Source organism: Edaphocola flava (assembly GCF_004118155.1).
GTDB lineage: Bacteria > Bacteroidota > Bacteroidia > Chitinophagales > Chitinophagaceae > Edaphocola > Edaphocola flava.
In genome coordinates, this window is the sequence record NZ_SAIQ01000002.1 from 739,476 (window position 1) to 754,529 (window position 15,054).

General features: G+C 45.7%; 17 protein-coding genes and 1 tRNA gene. 10 read left to right on the forward strand and 8 right to left on the reverse strand.

Going from position 1 to position 15,054, the window contains the following annotated elements:
* Positions 1-19: 19 nt before the first annotated feature.
* Positions 20-427 (reverse strand): ribosome silencing factor, encoded by a 408-nt coding sequence (gene rsfS, locus EMP01_RS09415; protein ID WP_129021253.1) that lies wholly within the window; start codon positions 425-427, stop codon positions 20-22.
* A 64-nt stretch (positions 428-491) separates the two neighbouring features.
* Between rsfS and EMP01_RS09420 the strand changes: the two genes are divergently transcribed.
* The 5 genes from EMP01_RS09420 (at position 492) to EMP01_RS09440 (ending at position 4,806) form a co-directional block, all read left to right on the forward strand.
* Positions 492-1,259 (forward strand): biotin--[acetyl-CoA-carboxylase] ligase, encoded by a 768-nt coding sequence (locus EMP01_RS09420; protein WP_161971297.1) that lies wholly within the window; start codon positions 492-494, stop codon positions 1,257-1,259.
* 66 nt (positions 1,260-1,325) lie between these two features.
* Positions 1,326-1,838 carry an LptE family protein gene (locus EMP01_RS09425; protein ID WP_129021255.1) on the forward strand — a complete coding sequence of 171 codons (513 nt, stop codon included), beginning with the start codon at positions 1,326-1,328 and terminating at the stop codon, positions 1,836-1,838.
* A gap of 12 nt (positions 1,839-1,850) precedes the next feature.
* A complete protein-coding gene (locus EMP01_RS09430) occupies positions 1,851-2,696 on the forward strand; it encodes a hypothetical protein (protein ID WP_129021256.1) in 846 nt (281 codons plus the stop codon).
* Between the two features lies 1 nt (position 2,697).
* Complete coding sequence (secG, locus tag EMP01_RS09435) at positions 2,698-3,012, forward strand: preprotein translocase subunit SecG (RefSeq protein ID WP_129021257.1); 315 nt, start codon at positions 2,698-2,700, stop codon at positions 3,010-3,012.
* 654 nt (positions 3,013-3,666) lie between these two features.
* On the forward strand, positions 3,667-4,806 hold the full coding sequence (locus EMP01_RS09440) for an acyl-CoA dehydrogenase (RefSeq protein ID WP_129021258.1): 1,140 nt from the start codon (positions 3,667-3,669) through the stop codon (positions 4,804-4,806).
* Positions 4,807-5,072: 266 nt separating this feature from the next.
* Here the strand turns inward: EMP01_RS09440 and EMP01_RS09445 are convergent, their stop codons facing one another.
* The gene (locus EMP01_RS09445; RefSeq protein WP_129021259.1) at positions 5,073-6,002 is read right to left on the reverse strand and encodes a helix-turn-helix transcriptional regulator; all 930 of its coding nucleotides are present in this window, start codon (positions 6,000-6,002) and stop codon (positions 5,073-5,075) included.
* A gap of 189 nt (positions 6,003-6,191) precedes the next feature.
* Here EMP01_RS09445 and EMP01_RS09450 point away from each other — a divergent pair, with 189 nt between their 5' ends.
* Together EMP01_RS09450 and EMP01_RS09455 are read left to right on the forward strand one after the other, a co-directional pair.
* The gene (locus EMP01_RS09450) at positions 6,192-7,697 is read left to right on the forward strand and encodes an aldehyde dehydrogenase family protein (protein WP_129021260.1); all 1,506 of its coding nucleotides are present in this window, start codon (positions 6,192-6,194) and stop codon (positions 7,695-7,697) included.
* Positions 7,698-7,813: 116 nt separating this feature from the next.
* Positions 7,814-8,188, forward strand: coding sequence for a DUF779 domain-containing protein (locus EMP01_RS09455; protein WP_129021261.1), 375 nt, complete (start codon positions 7,814-7,816; stop codon positions 8,186-8,188).
* A 1,366-nt stretch (positions 8,189-9,554) separates the two neighbouring features.
* On the opposite strand, the gene EMP01_RS09460 is transcribed toward EMP01_RS09455, so the two are convergent.
* On the reverse strand, positions 9,555-10,322 hold the full coding sequence (locus EMP01_RS09460; RefSeq protein WP_202616031.1) for a pseudouridine synthase: 768 nt from the start codon (positions 10,320-10,322) through the stop codon (positions 9,555-9,557).
* 106 nt (positions 10,323-10,428) lie between these two features.
* Between EMP01_RS09460 and proC the strand changes: the two genes are divergently transcribed.
* Genes proC through EMP01_RS09475 form a run of 3 tightly spaced genes read left to right on the forward strand, consistent with a single transcriptional unit; the run spans position 10,429 to position 12,640 of the window.
* The gene (gene proC / locus EMP01_RS09465) at positions 10,429-11,226 is read left to right on the forward strand and encodes a pyrroline-5-carboxylate reductase (protein WP_129021262.1); all 798 of its coding nucleotides are present in this window, start codon (positions 10,429-10,431) and stop codon (positions 11,224-11,226) included.
* Between the two features lie 21 nt (positions 11,227-11,247).
* Complete coding sequence (locus EMP01_RS09470) at positions 11,248-11,844, forward strand: PhnA domain-containing protein (RefSeq protein WP_129021263.1); 597 nt, start codon at positions 11,248-11,250, stop codon at positions 11,842-11,844.
* Between the two features lie 7 nt (positions 11,845-11,851).
* On the forward strand, positions 11,852-12,640 hold the full coding sequence (locus EMP01_RS09475) for a M90 family metallopeptidase (RefSeq protein WP_202616032.1): 789 nt from the start codon (positions 11,852-11,854) through the stop codon (positions 12,638-12,640).
* A gap of 146 nt (positions 12,641-12,786) precedes the next feature.
* Here the strand turns inward: EMP01_RS09475 and nusG are convergent, their stop codons facing one another.
* From nusG to EMP01_RS09500, 5 genes are all read right to left on the reverse strand, one after another.
* The gene (nusG, locus tag EMP01_RS09480) at positions 12,787-13,359 is read right to left on the reverse strand and encodes a transcription termination/antitermination protein NusG (RefSeq protein ID WP_129021264.1); all 573 of its coding nucleotides are present in this window, start codon (positions 13,357-13,359) and stop codon (positions 12,787-12,789) included.
* 15 nt (positions 13,360-13,374) lie between these two features.
* Entirely contained in the window at positions 13,375-13,566 is a 192-nt protein-coding gene (gene secE / locus EMP01_RS09485; RefSeq protein ID WP_129021265.1) for a preprotein translocase subunit SecE, read from the reverse strand.
* A gap of 42 nt (positions 13,567-13,608) precedes the next feature.
* Positions 13,609-13,679 (reverse strand) — tRNA-Trp (locus tag EMP01_RS09490).
* Between the two features lie 97 nt (positions 13,680-13,776).
* Complete coding sequence (gene tsaE / locus EMP01_RS09495; RefSeq protein ID WP_129021266.1) at positions 13,777-14,220, reverse strand: tRNA (adenosine(37)-N6)-threonylcarbamoyltransferase complex ATPase subunit type 1 TsaE; 444 nt, start codon at positions 14,218-14,220, stop codon at positions 13,777-13,779.
* A gap of 26 nt (positions 14,221-14,246) precedes the next feature.
* On the reverse strand, positions 14,247-15,002 hold the full coding sequence (locus EMP01_RS09500; protein WP_129021267.1) for an ABC transporter ATP-binding protein: 756 nt from the start codon (positions 15,000-15,002) through the stop codon (positions 14,247-14,249).
* Positions 15,003-15,054: the final 52 nt, after the last annotated feature.

Genomic DNA, 15,054 nt, shown 5'->3' on the forward strand with positions numbered 1-15,054 from the left:
CATGACGTGTTTCGTATGGCTATGGGTGCTCCTGCTTTTCAGCATCCAGCCACAGACTTTCGATATCGTAGAATTTGCGTTCTTCCGTCTGGAATACGTGTACCACAATATTTACATAGTCTACCAGGGTCCATTGCTGTCCTGGCTCTGCATGGTAAGGTTTTTCGCCGCATTCTTTGCGTACTTCTTCTTCAATGTGCTGCGCAATGGCTTTCACCTGAATGTGTGTCTGCGCATCACAGACAATGAAAAAGTCCGCTACCGCTTCTTCGATATTACGCAGATCGAGTGAAACGATACGTTCTCCTTTCTTGTCCTCAATGGCCGAAATGATAGTTTTGAAAATGGCGCTGTCCCGGGTTACTCTTTGTTGTGCTTTTCTTACTACAGCTTTTTTGTCTGCCGCACCTGATTGATTATTGTCCAATACTAGTTTATAAATTGAAAATTAAAAATCTAATTTTATATTGCGTCCAAAATTAAGAAATCTTTTGGCAATTAACACTGTTAAAGCTTATCCAAATTGGTTGCATTATTTACCTACAGTAGATAGTACCAATATCTATGCCACAAGACTGGCAGAGGACGGATTGGCACATCATGGCGAAGTCGTATGGGCACTGGATCAGACGCAGGGCAGGGGACAAAGAGGCAAGCAATGGGACACCCGGCCCGGAGAAAATGTCATGATGAGCCTGATAGTACAGCCCACAGGGGCACTGACCCGCTCACCCGCTCACCTCAATATGATGGTGGCTGCAACCATTGCGCGCTATTTTGAAGCCATCGGTAAAAACTGGACAGTGCATATTAAGTGGCCCAATGACATTTATGTCAATGACAAAAAGGCAGTAGGGATTCTGATCGAAAATGTATTCCGTGGCATGCAATGGACCAATGCTGTGATCGGTATTGGCATCAATGTAAACCAGACCAACTTCAACCCGGAGCTGACAAGGGCAACCTCTCTCAAAGCAGAATCGGGCAAGGAGTACGACCTTTTTGAGATCATCAATGACCTGCGCAGTGGCCTGCTCAATGAACTGATCTATTATAAACCAGAATTATTTAAACATACTTTACAGCAGTACAATCAATTCCTGTACAAAAGAGGCGAGGAAGTGCGTTTTACTCATATGCCGGACGGGACTGTATTTACAGCAAGGATAATTGCGGTAAGCGGCGATGGTACGCTGATCCTGGAGCAGGAGGATGGTATGCATACCTATCCCTTTGGTAGTTTACAATGGCATTTGTAAGCAGTGTGTAATCTGCGCAAGCTTTGCGGCCAATGCCGAAAAAATTAAATACTTTTGCATAATCGTATGAAGAACTGCATCAAAAACATTGCACTGATTCTAATGGCCTGCTTTTTCTGGCTTGGGTGTAAAGTATATTCTTTTACCGGCGCAAGCATTGCCGGTAAGACCATGAATGTGCAGAATCTCCAGAACAATTCGGCCAATGTGGTGCCTACACTAAGCCCTACACTGACCGATAAGATCAGGAGTCGTATTCTCTCCCAGACTGGTCTGGCACCGGTTCAGGGCCTTAATGCCGACTATGAGCTGAGTGGTGCAATAACGGGTTACAATGTAACGATTTCCGGTCTGGGTAGCGCTCAGCAGGCACAGGCCTCGCAGAACCGCCTGACCATTACGGTACAGATAGAGTTTAAAAACAAGCTGGATCCTAAGGCGAGCTTTAAGCAATCATTCAGCCGCTTTGCAGATTTTGGAGCGAACCAACAATTACAATCGGTAGAGAACAAACTTATAGAAGACATCGGAAACCAACTGGCTGATGATATCTTTAATAAGGCTTTTGTAAACTGGTAAACATTTTTCATTTTGATCTCAGGAACACAAATACACCATTGGCTGCAACAGCCCGATTTACTGCTACAGGAAGATAATACTGCTTTGAAAAAACTGGAGCAGGATTATCCTTATTTTTCCCTGGCACCTTTAATGGCACATTACCAGCAATTGGGCAATGTAGTGAATCGCGATCTGCTGGAGATCTATGGTTATAATCCCGTGGTTTTTCATTACTGGAAAGATAAAGAAGAGACCTGGGCCTCACTCATCAGCCAGGAGGTAGCAGATGCGCCGGAAGCAGTGACGGAAACGGTCATTGAAGAGCCTCTTGTGGCAGATAATGTTATTGCAGAAGAAGATTTCTTTACGCATGAACTGACCTTTGATGCCCCTACTGTGGACTATTTTGCCAAGCAGGGTATTGATGTATCTACAGACCTTCCCGAAAAAGAAGATCTGGACGAAATGACTTTTCCGCATATTGATGCACAGGAAGGCGATGAAGAAGATGTAGATAAATCTTTATTGGTGGTGATGAGTTTTGCAGAATGGTTACAGTTCCTGCAGCATAAAACCCGCCACGAGCAACAGGAAGAGCAGGAGAAGAGTGCACTGAAAGCCATGTGGCAGAGACAGAAACTGGCCGAGGCACTGGAAGAAGAAAGTGATGAAATACCGGCTTCTGTATTCGAAATGGCGGTCAATTCTATATCCCGTGAAGATGGCGTGGTCAGCGAATCTATGGCTATTGTTTATGCCAAACAGGGCAAGATCAGGGAATCGATCGAAATGTATCAAAAATTATGTTTGAAAAATCCAGATAAAAGTGTTTATTTTGCTCAGAAAATAGAAAATTTACAAAAAGAATTAAAATAAAATGACTAGCCTTTATATCATATTAATCATCGTAGCATGTGCTGTATTAGCATTCTTCATTCTGATCCAGAAGCCTAAAGGAGGCGGTCTTTCCGGTTCTTTCGGTAGTGTAGGTACCCAGGTTATGGGTGTACAGAAGTCTGGTGATGTAATGGAAAAAGGGACTTGGTACACTGCAACAGCAATTATGTTACTGTGCATCTTATCTACATTCTCTCTGGGTATCGGACAGAACAAACCTTCTGCTAAAGAGCAGCAACAACAGCAACAACAACAAGCTCCTGCTAAAAATCAGCAAGCTCCTGCACAGCAATAATTTTTGCCTGCAATATAAAATATTTAAAGGCCGCATATTTGCGGCCTTTTCCTTTGTATACAGCCGTATTCATATTAAGTAAACTGGCTATCCGCATATAGTAACCTTTTTTCTTCGTCCTTTTGTCCGGCAACAAAAGGAACAAAAATGCCTTTGTTTTCATCAAGGCGATTGCATAGCACCGCCATTTTGTACCGTTGCGTGCATTGATCGTCTGAGCTTAACGTGTGATTCGTTCGGTGCTCAACGATCGCAGCTCCAACCAAAATGGCTATCGCTGTGATGAAAACAATAAGCGATCCGTACAAGTACAGATCGCTTAGAAAGGCCTTATAAATCCGGCGTTCATAAAATCATTGGCTCGGTCGATAGAGTTGCAAACCACTGTCTGAACGAAGTGAGTCTGGTTTGCGACCGACCGACACATTGATTTTTAGCCAGGGATTTATACAGCCTTGATTTTTTGGCGGTACCTTTTGCATCAAGGCAAAAGGTAGCAATAGCTATATAGGCTACTAAATCATAATGCTAGACTTTGTTTCCTTTAAACGGATACTCAATTTACTTAATAGGAATCTGCTTTGATTTTAATACAAAAGAATTATCTTTGTCGCGTCAAAAAAGACGCTTACATTTTTTAAACAAAATTACTTTATGAATTTCCAGTTTACAGAAGAGCAGCTGATGATCCAAAAGGCAGCTCGTGATTTCGCTCAAACAGAATTATTACCGGGTGTAGTTGAGCGTGATGATCAGCAAAAATTTCCTGCAGAGCAAATTAAGAAATTAGGAGAGCTGGGCTTTATGGGAATGATGGTAGATCCTAAATACGGCGGAGCTGGTATGGATACCGTTTCTTATGTATTGGCAATGGAAGAAATTTCTAAAGTAGATGCTTCAGCTTCTGTATGTATGAGCGTAAACAACTCATTGGTATGCTGGGGTCTGGAAAAATTCGGATCAGAAGAACAAAAACAACAATACTTAGTACCTCTGGCTAGTGGTCAGGCAATCGGTGCTTTCTTATTAAGCGAGCCGGAAGCGGGTTCTGATGCCACTTCTCAGCGCACTACTGCTGAAGATATGGGTGATTACTACCTGTTGAATGGTGTTAAAAACTGGATCACTAATGGTAATTCAGCTTCTTACTACCTGGTTATCGCACAAACACATGCAGATAAAGGGCACAAAGGTATCAATGCTTTCATCGTAGAAAAAGCTTGGGATGGTGTTACTGTAGGTGCTAAAGAAAATAAAATGGGTATTCGTGGTAGTGATACACACACTATCATGTTCCAGGATGTAAAAGTGCCAAAAGCAAACCGTATCGGTGAAGACGGATTCGGATTCTCTTTTGCCATGAAAGTACTGAGCGGTGGCCGTATCGGTATCGCTTCTCAGGCATTAGGTATTGCAAGCGGTGCATTAGAACTGGCTACTAAATATTCTAAAGAGCGTAAAGCATTCGGTAAAGAGATCATGCACCACCAGGCTATCGCCTTCAAACTGGCAGATATGGCTACTGACGTAGAAGCAGCTCGTCTGTTATGTCTGAAAGCAGCATGGTTAAAAGACCAGCATGAGAACTATGATGTAGCTTCTGCTACAGCTAAACTGTTTGCTTCTCAGATCGCACAAACTGTAACTAACGAAGCGGTTCAGATCCACGGTGGTTACGGTTATGTAAAAGAATTCCACGTAGAGCGCCTGATGCGTGATGCGAAGATCACTCAGATCTATGAAGGAACCAGCGAAGTGCAGAAAATCGTAATCAGCAGAAACCTGTTGAAATAATACAGCAAAGTATATATAATAATAAAGGCTACCGATCCGGTAGCCTTTATTATTATATATCTATTTGCATGTCGTACATTCTATTTATATCTTATTCGTTCTTTTGTCCGGCAACAAAAGGCCCCAAAATGCCTTTTTTTTCATCAAGACAAAAGGTATAGCATAAATTATAAATGGGAGCCCAAAGAATACATGTGCATTCGTTTTTTGAGCATAGGTATTTATTTACAATTTGACCTTTACCTTTATATTTTTGAATTAAAGAATCAACCCGCGATCAGTAACGCATTCTGATAGCTTTTGGGCGTCACACCTTCCGCCTGCTTAAAAGATTTGATAAAGTAATTGGTATCTGAAAAGCCCGTCTGGTAGGCCACTTCCTTAATACTGGTATTAAAACGCAGCAGGTTTTTCGCCTTGCTGATGCGTTCCTGGAGAATGTACTCATTGGGAGACATACCCAGCTCCTGGCGGAACAGTTTGAAGAAATTGGATTTGCTGATATAAGCCAGCTTCGCAATATTTTCGATCGATAATTTCTGATGCAGGTTACTCTTGATATATTCTATCACAAAAGCCAGGCGGCCCGGCGTTTTTTTGCGCTGCTGGTTATTCTCAACCAGTTTGCGTGCCTGTGTCTGCATCAGGCGTATCAGTAACTCCTTCAGTGCCAGATCAGCCATAATATCCTTCTGCATATTATCTTCCATTGCAATGCGCATGATATTATTTGTGGCGGAGGCCAGGGCAGTGCTGTTAAACAGGTAATAATCCTCCTCCCTTATATTCCAGCTGCTTTCCTCATCTACCTTGCCATACTGATGATTGAGGTACTGTAAGGTATGCTCTACAAACTCGGGACTGATACTGAGCGATATGCATTGAGAGGGCTGCTCATCAGAATCCGGGAAGTCAATCAACATGGTCTCTCCCGGTGCCACCAGCACACTCTCTCCCGGCAGGTATTCAAAGTAATCCGTTTTGTCCTCCAATTTCATCACCTTTCTGCCCCGCAGCATAGCCGTATAAGCCATGTGCTGAAAGTGCAGCTTTACATCCCGTGCAGACTGGTGCGTCTCATAGATAGAGAACTCACAACTATTCATATTAAACGTGGTACGGTGCTCTACCAGGCTGCTCAATTGTTGCGGTAATTGCAGGCCAGGAATATCCGGTATAATACGTTGTTGTGCCATATGTCTGATTATGAATAGATTGGGAATAGGGTGATACTCAAATTTAAGCATTATTTGAGCCAGACGTAATAATAGAAATAAAATTTAACACAAGCATGTGCTTAGACGATTTTACTATCCTAAAATACGATTTTGCTATCCTTTCCGTAAGGACATGGATAACTTAGACAAATATTAAAACAACAAATTATGTCAACAGTTATTAATCGTCCGAGCTTCTGGGAACAATATGACAACTATATCAATGGTCAGTGGACCCCGCCGGCCAACGGAAAATATTTCGATGTAATATCGCCGATAGACGGCAATGTATTTACCAAAGTGGCACACTCTTCTAAAGAAGACCTGGAACTGGCCGTAAATGCAGCGCATGAGGCCTTTAAGACCTGGGGCAAGACCTCCGCTACCGAGCGCAGCATCATCCTCAACAAAATTGCCGACCGTATGGAGGCCAATCTGGAGCAACTGGCCGCAGTAGAGACCGTAGATAACGGTAAGGCAGTGAGAGAAACGCTGGCAGCCGATATACCACTGGCTATAGACCACTTCCGTTATTTTGCCGGTGTCATCCGTGCAGAGGAAGGTTCGCATACCGAATTAGATGAGCATACCGTATCCCTGATCGTACACGAGCCGCTGGGTGTAGTGGCACAGATCATTCCATGGAACTTTCCTATCCTGATGGCCGTATGGAAGCTGGCCCCGGCACTGGCCGCGGGAAACTGTGTGGTGCTGAAGCCTGCAGAGAGTACACCGGTATCTATTATGGTACTGATGGAGCTGATCGGCGATCTGCTGCCTGCAGGTGTAGTCAATGTAGTGAATGGCTTTGGCGGAGAGCTGGGCCGGGCACTGGTTACCAATCCTAAGGTGTCCAAAGCGGCATTTACGGGCTCTACCGCCACCGGCCGACTGGTCATGCAGTATGCTACAGAAAACATTATTCCCGTTACCCTGGAGCTGGGTGGTAAATCTCCTAATATCTTCTTCAGCTCGGTGATGGATCATGATGATGAATTCCTCGACAAAGCCATTGAAGGAGCTGTACTGTTTGCCCTGAACCAGGGCGAGATCTGTACCTGCCCTTCGCGCCTGCTCATACAGGAAGATATTTATGAAGCCTTTATTGCCAGAGTGATCGAACGCGTAAAAGCGATTAAAGTAGGTAACCCGCTGGACCCAACCGTAATGATGGGTGCACAAGCCTCTCAGATACAGAAAGACAAGATTGCATCTTACATCAAACTGGGCAAGGAAGAAGGGGCAGAAGTGCTGACCGGAGGTGATATAAACCACCTGGGTGGCGATCTGGAGAATGGCTACTACATTCAACCAACCCTGTTTAAGGGACATAATAAAATGCGCATCTTCCAGGAAGAGATCTTTGGACCGGTACTGGCTGTAACCACCTTCAAAACGCAGGAGGAAGCTATTGAGATTGCCAATGATACTATGTACGGCTTAGGTGCCGGTGTGTGGACGCGCGATGCGCATGAACTGTACCGTGTACCAAGAGCGATCCAGGCCGGACGCATCTGGGTCAATCAATACCATGCCTACCCGGCAGGTGCACCGTTTGGCGGATATAAGCAATCCGGTATCGGCAGAGAGAATCATAAAATGATGCTGGCACACTACCGCCAGGCCAAAAATATGTTGATTTCATACAACAAAAATAAACTGGGCTTCTTTTAAGTCATTGGTTATACGGTTGATTATGCTTTATGTAACACCTATCCTGTATGCAACACAACAGCTGCAGGTGGGTGTTTACAACAATTAATGGCACGCTATAATATAAATGAACAGATATGGTACAAAGACTAGCCGTAACGGAAAAGGCGATGGAGGTGGTACGGCAGCTGGAGCAGCAGTACGGAGAGTTGATGTTCTACCAGGCCGGGGGCTGCTGCGAGGGTACACAACCGCAGTGCTTCGAAAAGGGAGGCTTCTATCCGCGTATGAACGATGTACTCATAGGCCATGTCGATGGGGCAGAATTCTGGGTAGACCGCGACCTGTTTGAGTACTGGCAGTACTCCCACTTTACGCTCGATGTACTGGAGGGCTTTGGTCCCGGAGGCTTCTCGCTGGAGACCCCGCTGGGCAAAACCTTTAAGGTACACTACCGGTTGTTTACCGACGATGAATTAGAACAGTTAGAACCGGTTACCCGGATGTTATAGAGGTAAGAAAGGGCTGCATGTGCAGCCCTTTCTTTTTATAAAGTATAAAGACTAGATATAGCGCATGCGGGCGAGGTCGCGTGCGCTAGCGCTGAATGGAACCATAACCCGTTCGCTGAGGCCCTCGAAACGAATGTGTTGTCTCCACAGTAGCCTTCGAGTACCTCAGGTTGCACATCCCTCTTGTCCTGTCGACTGTAGCGCAGCGGAAGGGAGACATCTCCTCTTTTATAATTACTAATGGAGATTTCTCGACGTCGCTACGCTGTGCTCGAAATGACGATAGGAGCGTATAAGGTCACACGCGAGGGTGCGTGCGCTAGCCGCAAATGGAGTCGTAATTTGTTCGTTGAGGCCCTCGAAACGAATGTGTTGTCTCCACAGTAGCCTTCGAGTACCTCAGGGTACACATCCCTCTCGTCCTGTCGACTGCAGCGCAGCAGAATGGAGACATCTCCTCTTTTTGCAGCACAAGGAGATGTCTCGACGTCGCTACGCTGTGCTCGAAATGACGATAGGAGCATATGAGGTCCCCCGCGAGGGCACGCGCTCCGCGTGTGCCCCATAATATATCCACCCCTACCTCAGAGGTACCCCCACGTGCCCAAAACGGAAATTGAAGGTAGAAAAATGTAAAATGTAACCTATCGAAAAGATTAATGAAGGTACTCCAAAACATACTCAAGGGTAGACAATAGCCGAGTGCAAGGGGTAGCAAAGCTTTATAGAACCAGTATGTTGTATACCCTTAAGATATTAGTTTGCCTGCCTGCAGGCAGATCAATGGTACCCCCGACCACCAGAAAGCTGAATGACATTTTACTTTTTGGTGCGTCAATGTAGGTTTTGAGCCGGTGCAGGTAGTTAAAGGGTAGGCAGGTTTATGTTTTTAGTGTGCCGATGCAGCAAAGCTGTAACTCAATTGAGTTGTTTGGCCCTTGTATTCAGTATTGGGCAGGAGCGATATAATACATTGTAAGAGGCATTAAAGTACCTTATGATTTTTGTTGCGATTCGATGTGCAGTATACCCGATAATGCCTGTTTTACCCCCAGCTGGCGCACGCGCCTCGCGTGTGCCATAAACGAATGGAGCCGTAATTTGTTCATTGAGGCTACCGAAACGACAATTTTGTATCCACAGTAGCCTTCGAGTACCTAGGGTACACATCCATCTCGTCCTGTCGACTGTAGCGTAGCGGAATGGAGACATCTCCTTTTATAATTACTAATGGATATTTTTCGACGTCGCTACGCTGTGCTAGAAATTAACGAGAGGAGCGTATGAGGTCACACGCTAGGGCGCGTGCGCTAGCTGTGAAATAACAGGAACAATAAAGGGCCGCAAACGCGGCCCTTTTTGATTATTAAAACTTTTCATCCTTACCTAAGTATCGCCACTTGCCCGGTGGTAAAGTGCCCAGGCGCACATTGCCCATGCGTATGCGCTTGAGGTGCACCACCTTAAGGCCCACCAGTTCGCACATACGGCGTATCTGTCTTTTCTTACCCTGTTTCAGTATAAAGCGCAGCTGATCCTCGTTCTGCCAGGTCACCTTGGCCGGTCTCAGCTTCTCGTCATCCAGGCTCAGTCCATGGTTGAGCAGCTCCAGCCCTTTAGGTATAATCTTACCCACCACACGTACCAGGTATTCCTTTTCTACACCGCTGTTTTCACCGATCAGCTGTTTGGCTATGCGGCCATCCTGCGTCAGTACCAGCAGTCCTACAGAGTCTATATCCAGCCTGCCCGCAGGCGCCAGACCATAAGCCTGCTTTTCGTGGTAGCGTATACCACTCTTATCTTCAGCCCAGTGGTTTTGTGGCGTGATCAGTTCTGCCGCGGCTTTGTATCCTTTTTCGGGCTGCGCACTTACGTAACCCACTGGTTTGTTCAGTATAATGGTAACCCGGTTAGATTGCTGCTGCTGTCCCTGGTCGTTCAGTGTGATCACATCACTTTCCTGCACACGCATACCCTTCTCTTTGGTCACCACACCATTTACCTTCACCCAGCCTTTCAATATATATTCATCGGCCTCTCTGCGCGAGCAGAAGCCCAGATGAGCCATTCTTTTGGCCAGACGCATATTGTCAGCGTCATGTTGTGGATCGGGAGCATTTTTTTGCGGCAAGATATATCTGTTTTTGTCTGGCAAAATTAGGCTAAAATGCGAGAAAGCATTCCCAGGCAGGCTATATAATTTAAATTGCTATTTAATTTTCGTTTCTTTGCGCATCATGAATCGTATTGCAATCATCGGAGGGGGCAACCTGGGCCAGGCTATAGCTGAAGGGCTTATCGCCAGCGGCTTTATGCTGCCGGAACAGATCACCATCACCCGCAGAAATACTGCTGCCCTTGCACACCTGCAGGAGCGCGGCATAACCGTTACCAGTGAGAACGCAACTGCCGTGGTAGATGCACAGTGGGTATTGTTTGCCGTAAAACCATTCCAGATACAGGATATCCTGAACAGCCTGCGACCGCAGCTGGATCCGAAGCAACATGCCATCATCAGTGTCATGACCGGCATCAGCCTGCAAGACCTGCAAAGCCTTACCGATCCTGCATACACCGTATTTCGTGCTATGCCCAATACGGCCATCGCTATAAAAGAAAGTATAACCTGTCTGTCGGCAGCCAATGCCAGTACAGAGCAGACCGATTTTGTGACCCACCTCTTTAACCAGCTGGGCATTGCCATCATGATCGAAGATCAGCTGATGGATGCTGCTACAGTACTGGGTGCCTGTGGTACGGCCTATGCGATGCGCTATATACGTGCTAATATTCAGGGCGGTATAGAGATTGGCTTCGATGCCCGCACGGCAGCACTGATCGCGGCACAGACGGTAAAAGGTGCGGCAGAATTGCTGTTGCAGCGACATACACATCCCGAACAAGAGATAGATAAGGTGACTACGCCTAAAGGCTGTACCATAGCCGGGCTTAATGAAATGGAGCACCAGGGCTTTAGCTCTTCGCTGATCAAGGGTATTGTGACCAGCTATAAGAAGATCAAAAATGACATGTAAATTTTAAACCAATAGAACGAAATGACCGTACAACAACTACAGGAAAGAAGTCAGAATCAATGCGAATTATGTGAGTCGAAAGATCATTTAATGGTTTATGAGGTGCCCCCGACAGCATCGAACAGTGCCGACCGGGAGGTCTATATCTGCGAAACCTGTCATAATCAGGTAGAGAAAAAAGCAGAACTGGATCCTGCGCACTGGCAGCAATGCCTGCCTACGGCAATGTGGAATGAAGCACCAGCGGTACAGGTAGTGGCCTGGAGAATGCTGAACCGCTTTCGCCAGGAGAGCTGGGCTGCTGACCTGCTGGATATGATGTATCTGGATGAGGATAATATGGAGTGGGCTAAGGCTACCGGTGATCATGAAAATGATGGTAGTGTAGACCTGCACCGCGACTGCAACGGCCACCAGCTGGAACATGGTGATAGTGTGGTGCTGATCAAATCGCTGGATGTTAAGGGCTCTACGGTAAATGCCAGCCTGGGTACTGTGGTAAAGAATATTAAACTGGACCCTAATGATACGGGCTATATAGAAGGTAAGGTAGAAGGGCAGACGATTATGATCAAGACCATGTATGTGCGTAAACAAGGGGCACAGATCATTACCTAATAGACAAATGATGGAGAAATATCAGATCATTGTACTGGCCATTGCTATAGTCACCTTTACGGGGCTGAATATCGTGTACCGCAAAAGCCAGAAGCAGAAAGCGCAGCAGATCCCGGACGAGCAGGAGCTGCACCGGATACTGCTTGAGGAGGTATTGTTCTACCAGAAGCTGGATGCTGCAGAGCAGGCAAGCTTCCGGGAGCGGGTACATCATTTTCTGCAACTGGTGCGCATCACCCCGGTTAGTAATCTTAAAATCACTAAAACAGATAAGGTGCTCGTGGCCGCGGCAGGTATTATACCCCTGTTCCGGTTCAAAAACTGGATGTATAATAACCTGAATGAGGTATTGATATACCCCGACCGTTTTGCGGCGGATTATAGCCTCGATGGCGATGATCGTAATGTATTGGGTATGGTAGGTGACGGTGCGATGCACCGTACCATGATTTTGTCTCTTCCCAGTCTGAGGGCCGGTTTTGCAATAAACAGTACAGGTAATACGGCGATACATGAGTTTGTACACCTGCTGGATAAATCGGATGGGGCTACAGATGGTATCCCGGAAGAGATTCTGCAGCATGAAAATGTAAAGCCCTGGATTCACCTGATGCATGAGTACATACGCGAAATACGGGAGCGGGAGATCACAGACATTAATCCTTATGGTGCAACGAATGAGGCGGAGTTTTTTGCCGTAGTGTCGGAGTACTTCTTCCAGCGGCCGGAGCGCCTGCAGGAAATGCATCCCGAGCTGTATCAGTTGCTGGACAACGCTTTTAACCGTACGAAGTAATAGTATAACAGTAAAATGGCGACTCCCTTACACTTCATTTGATGATATAATATAACGATCTGTAGCTATAAGAATGGAAATGATACGATATACAAAGAGCGCGCTATCCATAGATAGCGCGCTCTTTGTATATCGTATATAATAGATTAAACTATTTTTTCTACTTGTGTGAAGTTCAGCTCTACGATCTGGGCACGGCCGAAAATCTTTACGCTTACTTTCAGCTTGCGTTTTTCATCGCTGATTTCTTCAATTGTACCGTTAAACTCGTTGAACGGACCATCAATCACTTTAATGGTTTCACCCATGATGAATGGTTCTGCCATCTGAACGCCTTGTTCCATAACCTCATCCAGGTTACCAAACATTTTGTTCACTTCAGATTTACGCAGCGGGGTAGGGTTCTCTTTTCCTAAGAAATGGATTACACCAGTAACCGCAACGATAGTCTGTAACATCGTATCATTGAATTTACCTTCAACGGCTTCGATCATCAGATAACCCGGGAATAAGATTTTCTCTCTCAGGGCTTTTTTACCATTGGTTACTTTAAAAACCTTTTCAACAGGACATAATACCTGTATGATGGCATTGCTCCATCCGCTGATGCGGATTTCTTTATCCAGATGCTCTTTTACTTTTCTTTCTTTACCGCTTACCACGCGCAATACATACCACTTGGTATCTTGTGCAGGTTGGGTTTGTACGCTATCGCTCATTCTTGACGTTTTCGATTATGCAAAACTGTATACGAACTTCATCAGGGCCTGACATGCAGAGTCTAAGCCGAAGATAAGCAGTGTCGTTACCAACAATGCTACCAATACAACAACAGTAGTTGATTGTAAATCACTCCAAGATGGCCAGCTTACTTTGTGGACCAGCTCGTCGTAAGCTTCCTGAATATATGAACCAAATTTAGCCATAGTATGTATAAATTAAAAAAGCCCAGAGGGCTTTTGTGTTTGCACGGGCACTAGGATTCGAACCCAGATCAAAGGTTTTGGAGACCCGTATGCTACCATTGCACCATGCCCGTATACCGTTTCAAATTGCTCAAGCGTTTTAAGGCGCTATTCCTTTCCTGAAAGGACTGCAAAGATAGGATTCGATTTTTACAAATCCAAATTTTTTCTTCATTTTATCGAACATTTTATTGTCCGTGTTTGTTCGTCCAAAACTTCCAGACTTATATAGAAGGTCCGGGCCGGAAGCAGGTCTGGTGCTTTCTCCCACCATTCGATGATACATAAGCCATCGGCATGACTGATCATGTCTTCTACACCGGCATTTATGGCCTCTTCTTCATCATTCAGCCGGTACCAGTCACTATGGTACATGGTACGCGCTGTACCTCCATCATCTGTATAATCATACTGATTGATAATAGAGAATGTAGGGCTGCTTACGGCATCGGTTACCCCCAGTATATCACAAAGCGCATGTGTGAATGTGGTCTTGCCGGCACCTAACTGCCCGCTCAGTGCCCATACAGGGTACTCCTTGCCCAATTGTAATACTTGCAGGGCTATATCAGGCAGCTGTACTTTGGTAAATGTCTGTTCCAGTAATGTCTTCATGTATAAATATGCTATTCAGGTATGTATCAGCCTTCGCGCAGCTCTTTGCCGGTCAGGTTCAGGAATACATCTTCAAGGTTTGCTTCTTTTGTTTTCTTCGTTCTCTGGAATCCGGAATCCAGCAGCTGGTCTATCAGGTGGTCCGGAGTATCTTCACGAATTATGGTACCGGAATCAACAATGGCGACACGGTCACAAAGCTCTTCTGCCTCATCCATATAATGGGTCGTGATCACAATCGTAGTGCCGTTCTGTTTCAGCTGACGGATCAGGTCCCAGAGATTGCGTCTTGCCTGCGGATCGAGGCCGGTTGTCGGCTCATCCAGGAAGATCACCTTAGGTTTATTGATCAGGGTAGTGGCAATGGAAAAGCGTTGCTTCTGCCCGCCGGATAATTGCTTGAATTTGCTGCGGGCCTTGTCTTCCAGATTTACACTGCGCAGCAGTTCCATCGGGTCTACTGTTTCATTGTACAGGCCGGCAAACAGTTCTATCAGCTCTTTAAGGTTCAGGTTGGGATAAAAGCCGGATGCCTGCAATTGTACGCCTATGATCTGCTTGATCTGTTGCGGATGGGTATCGAGGTCCATACCGTCTACCCATACCTTACCAGAGGTTTTGGGCCTTAAGGTCTCGATAATCTCCAGTGTGGTGGTCTTGCCGGCGCCATTAGGTCCCAGCAATCCGAAAATAGTACCCTGTTGTACTTCAAAACTGATCCCTTTTACCGCAGTAAAGGTTCCGTATTGTTTCACCAGGTTTTCTACTTTTATAATGGACATGTGCTGATTCGTTGTATTCGTGAACAGAACAATTGCCCCGTAAAGGAGCAAT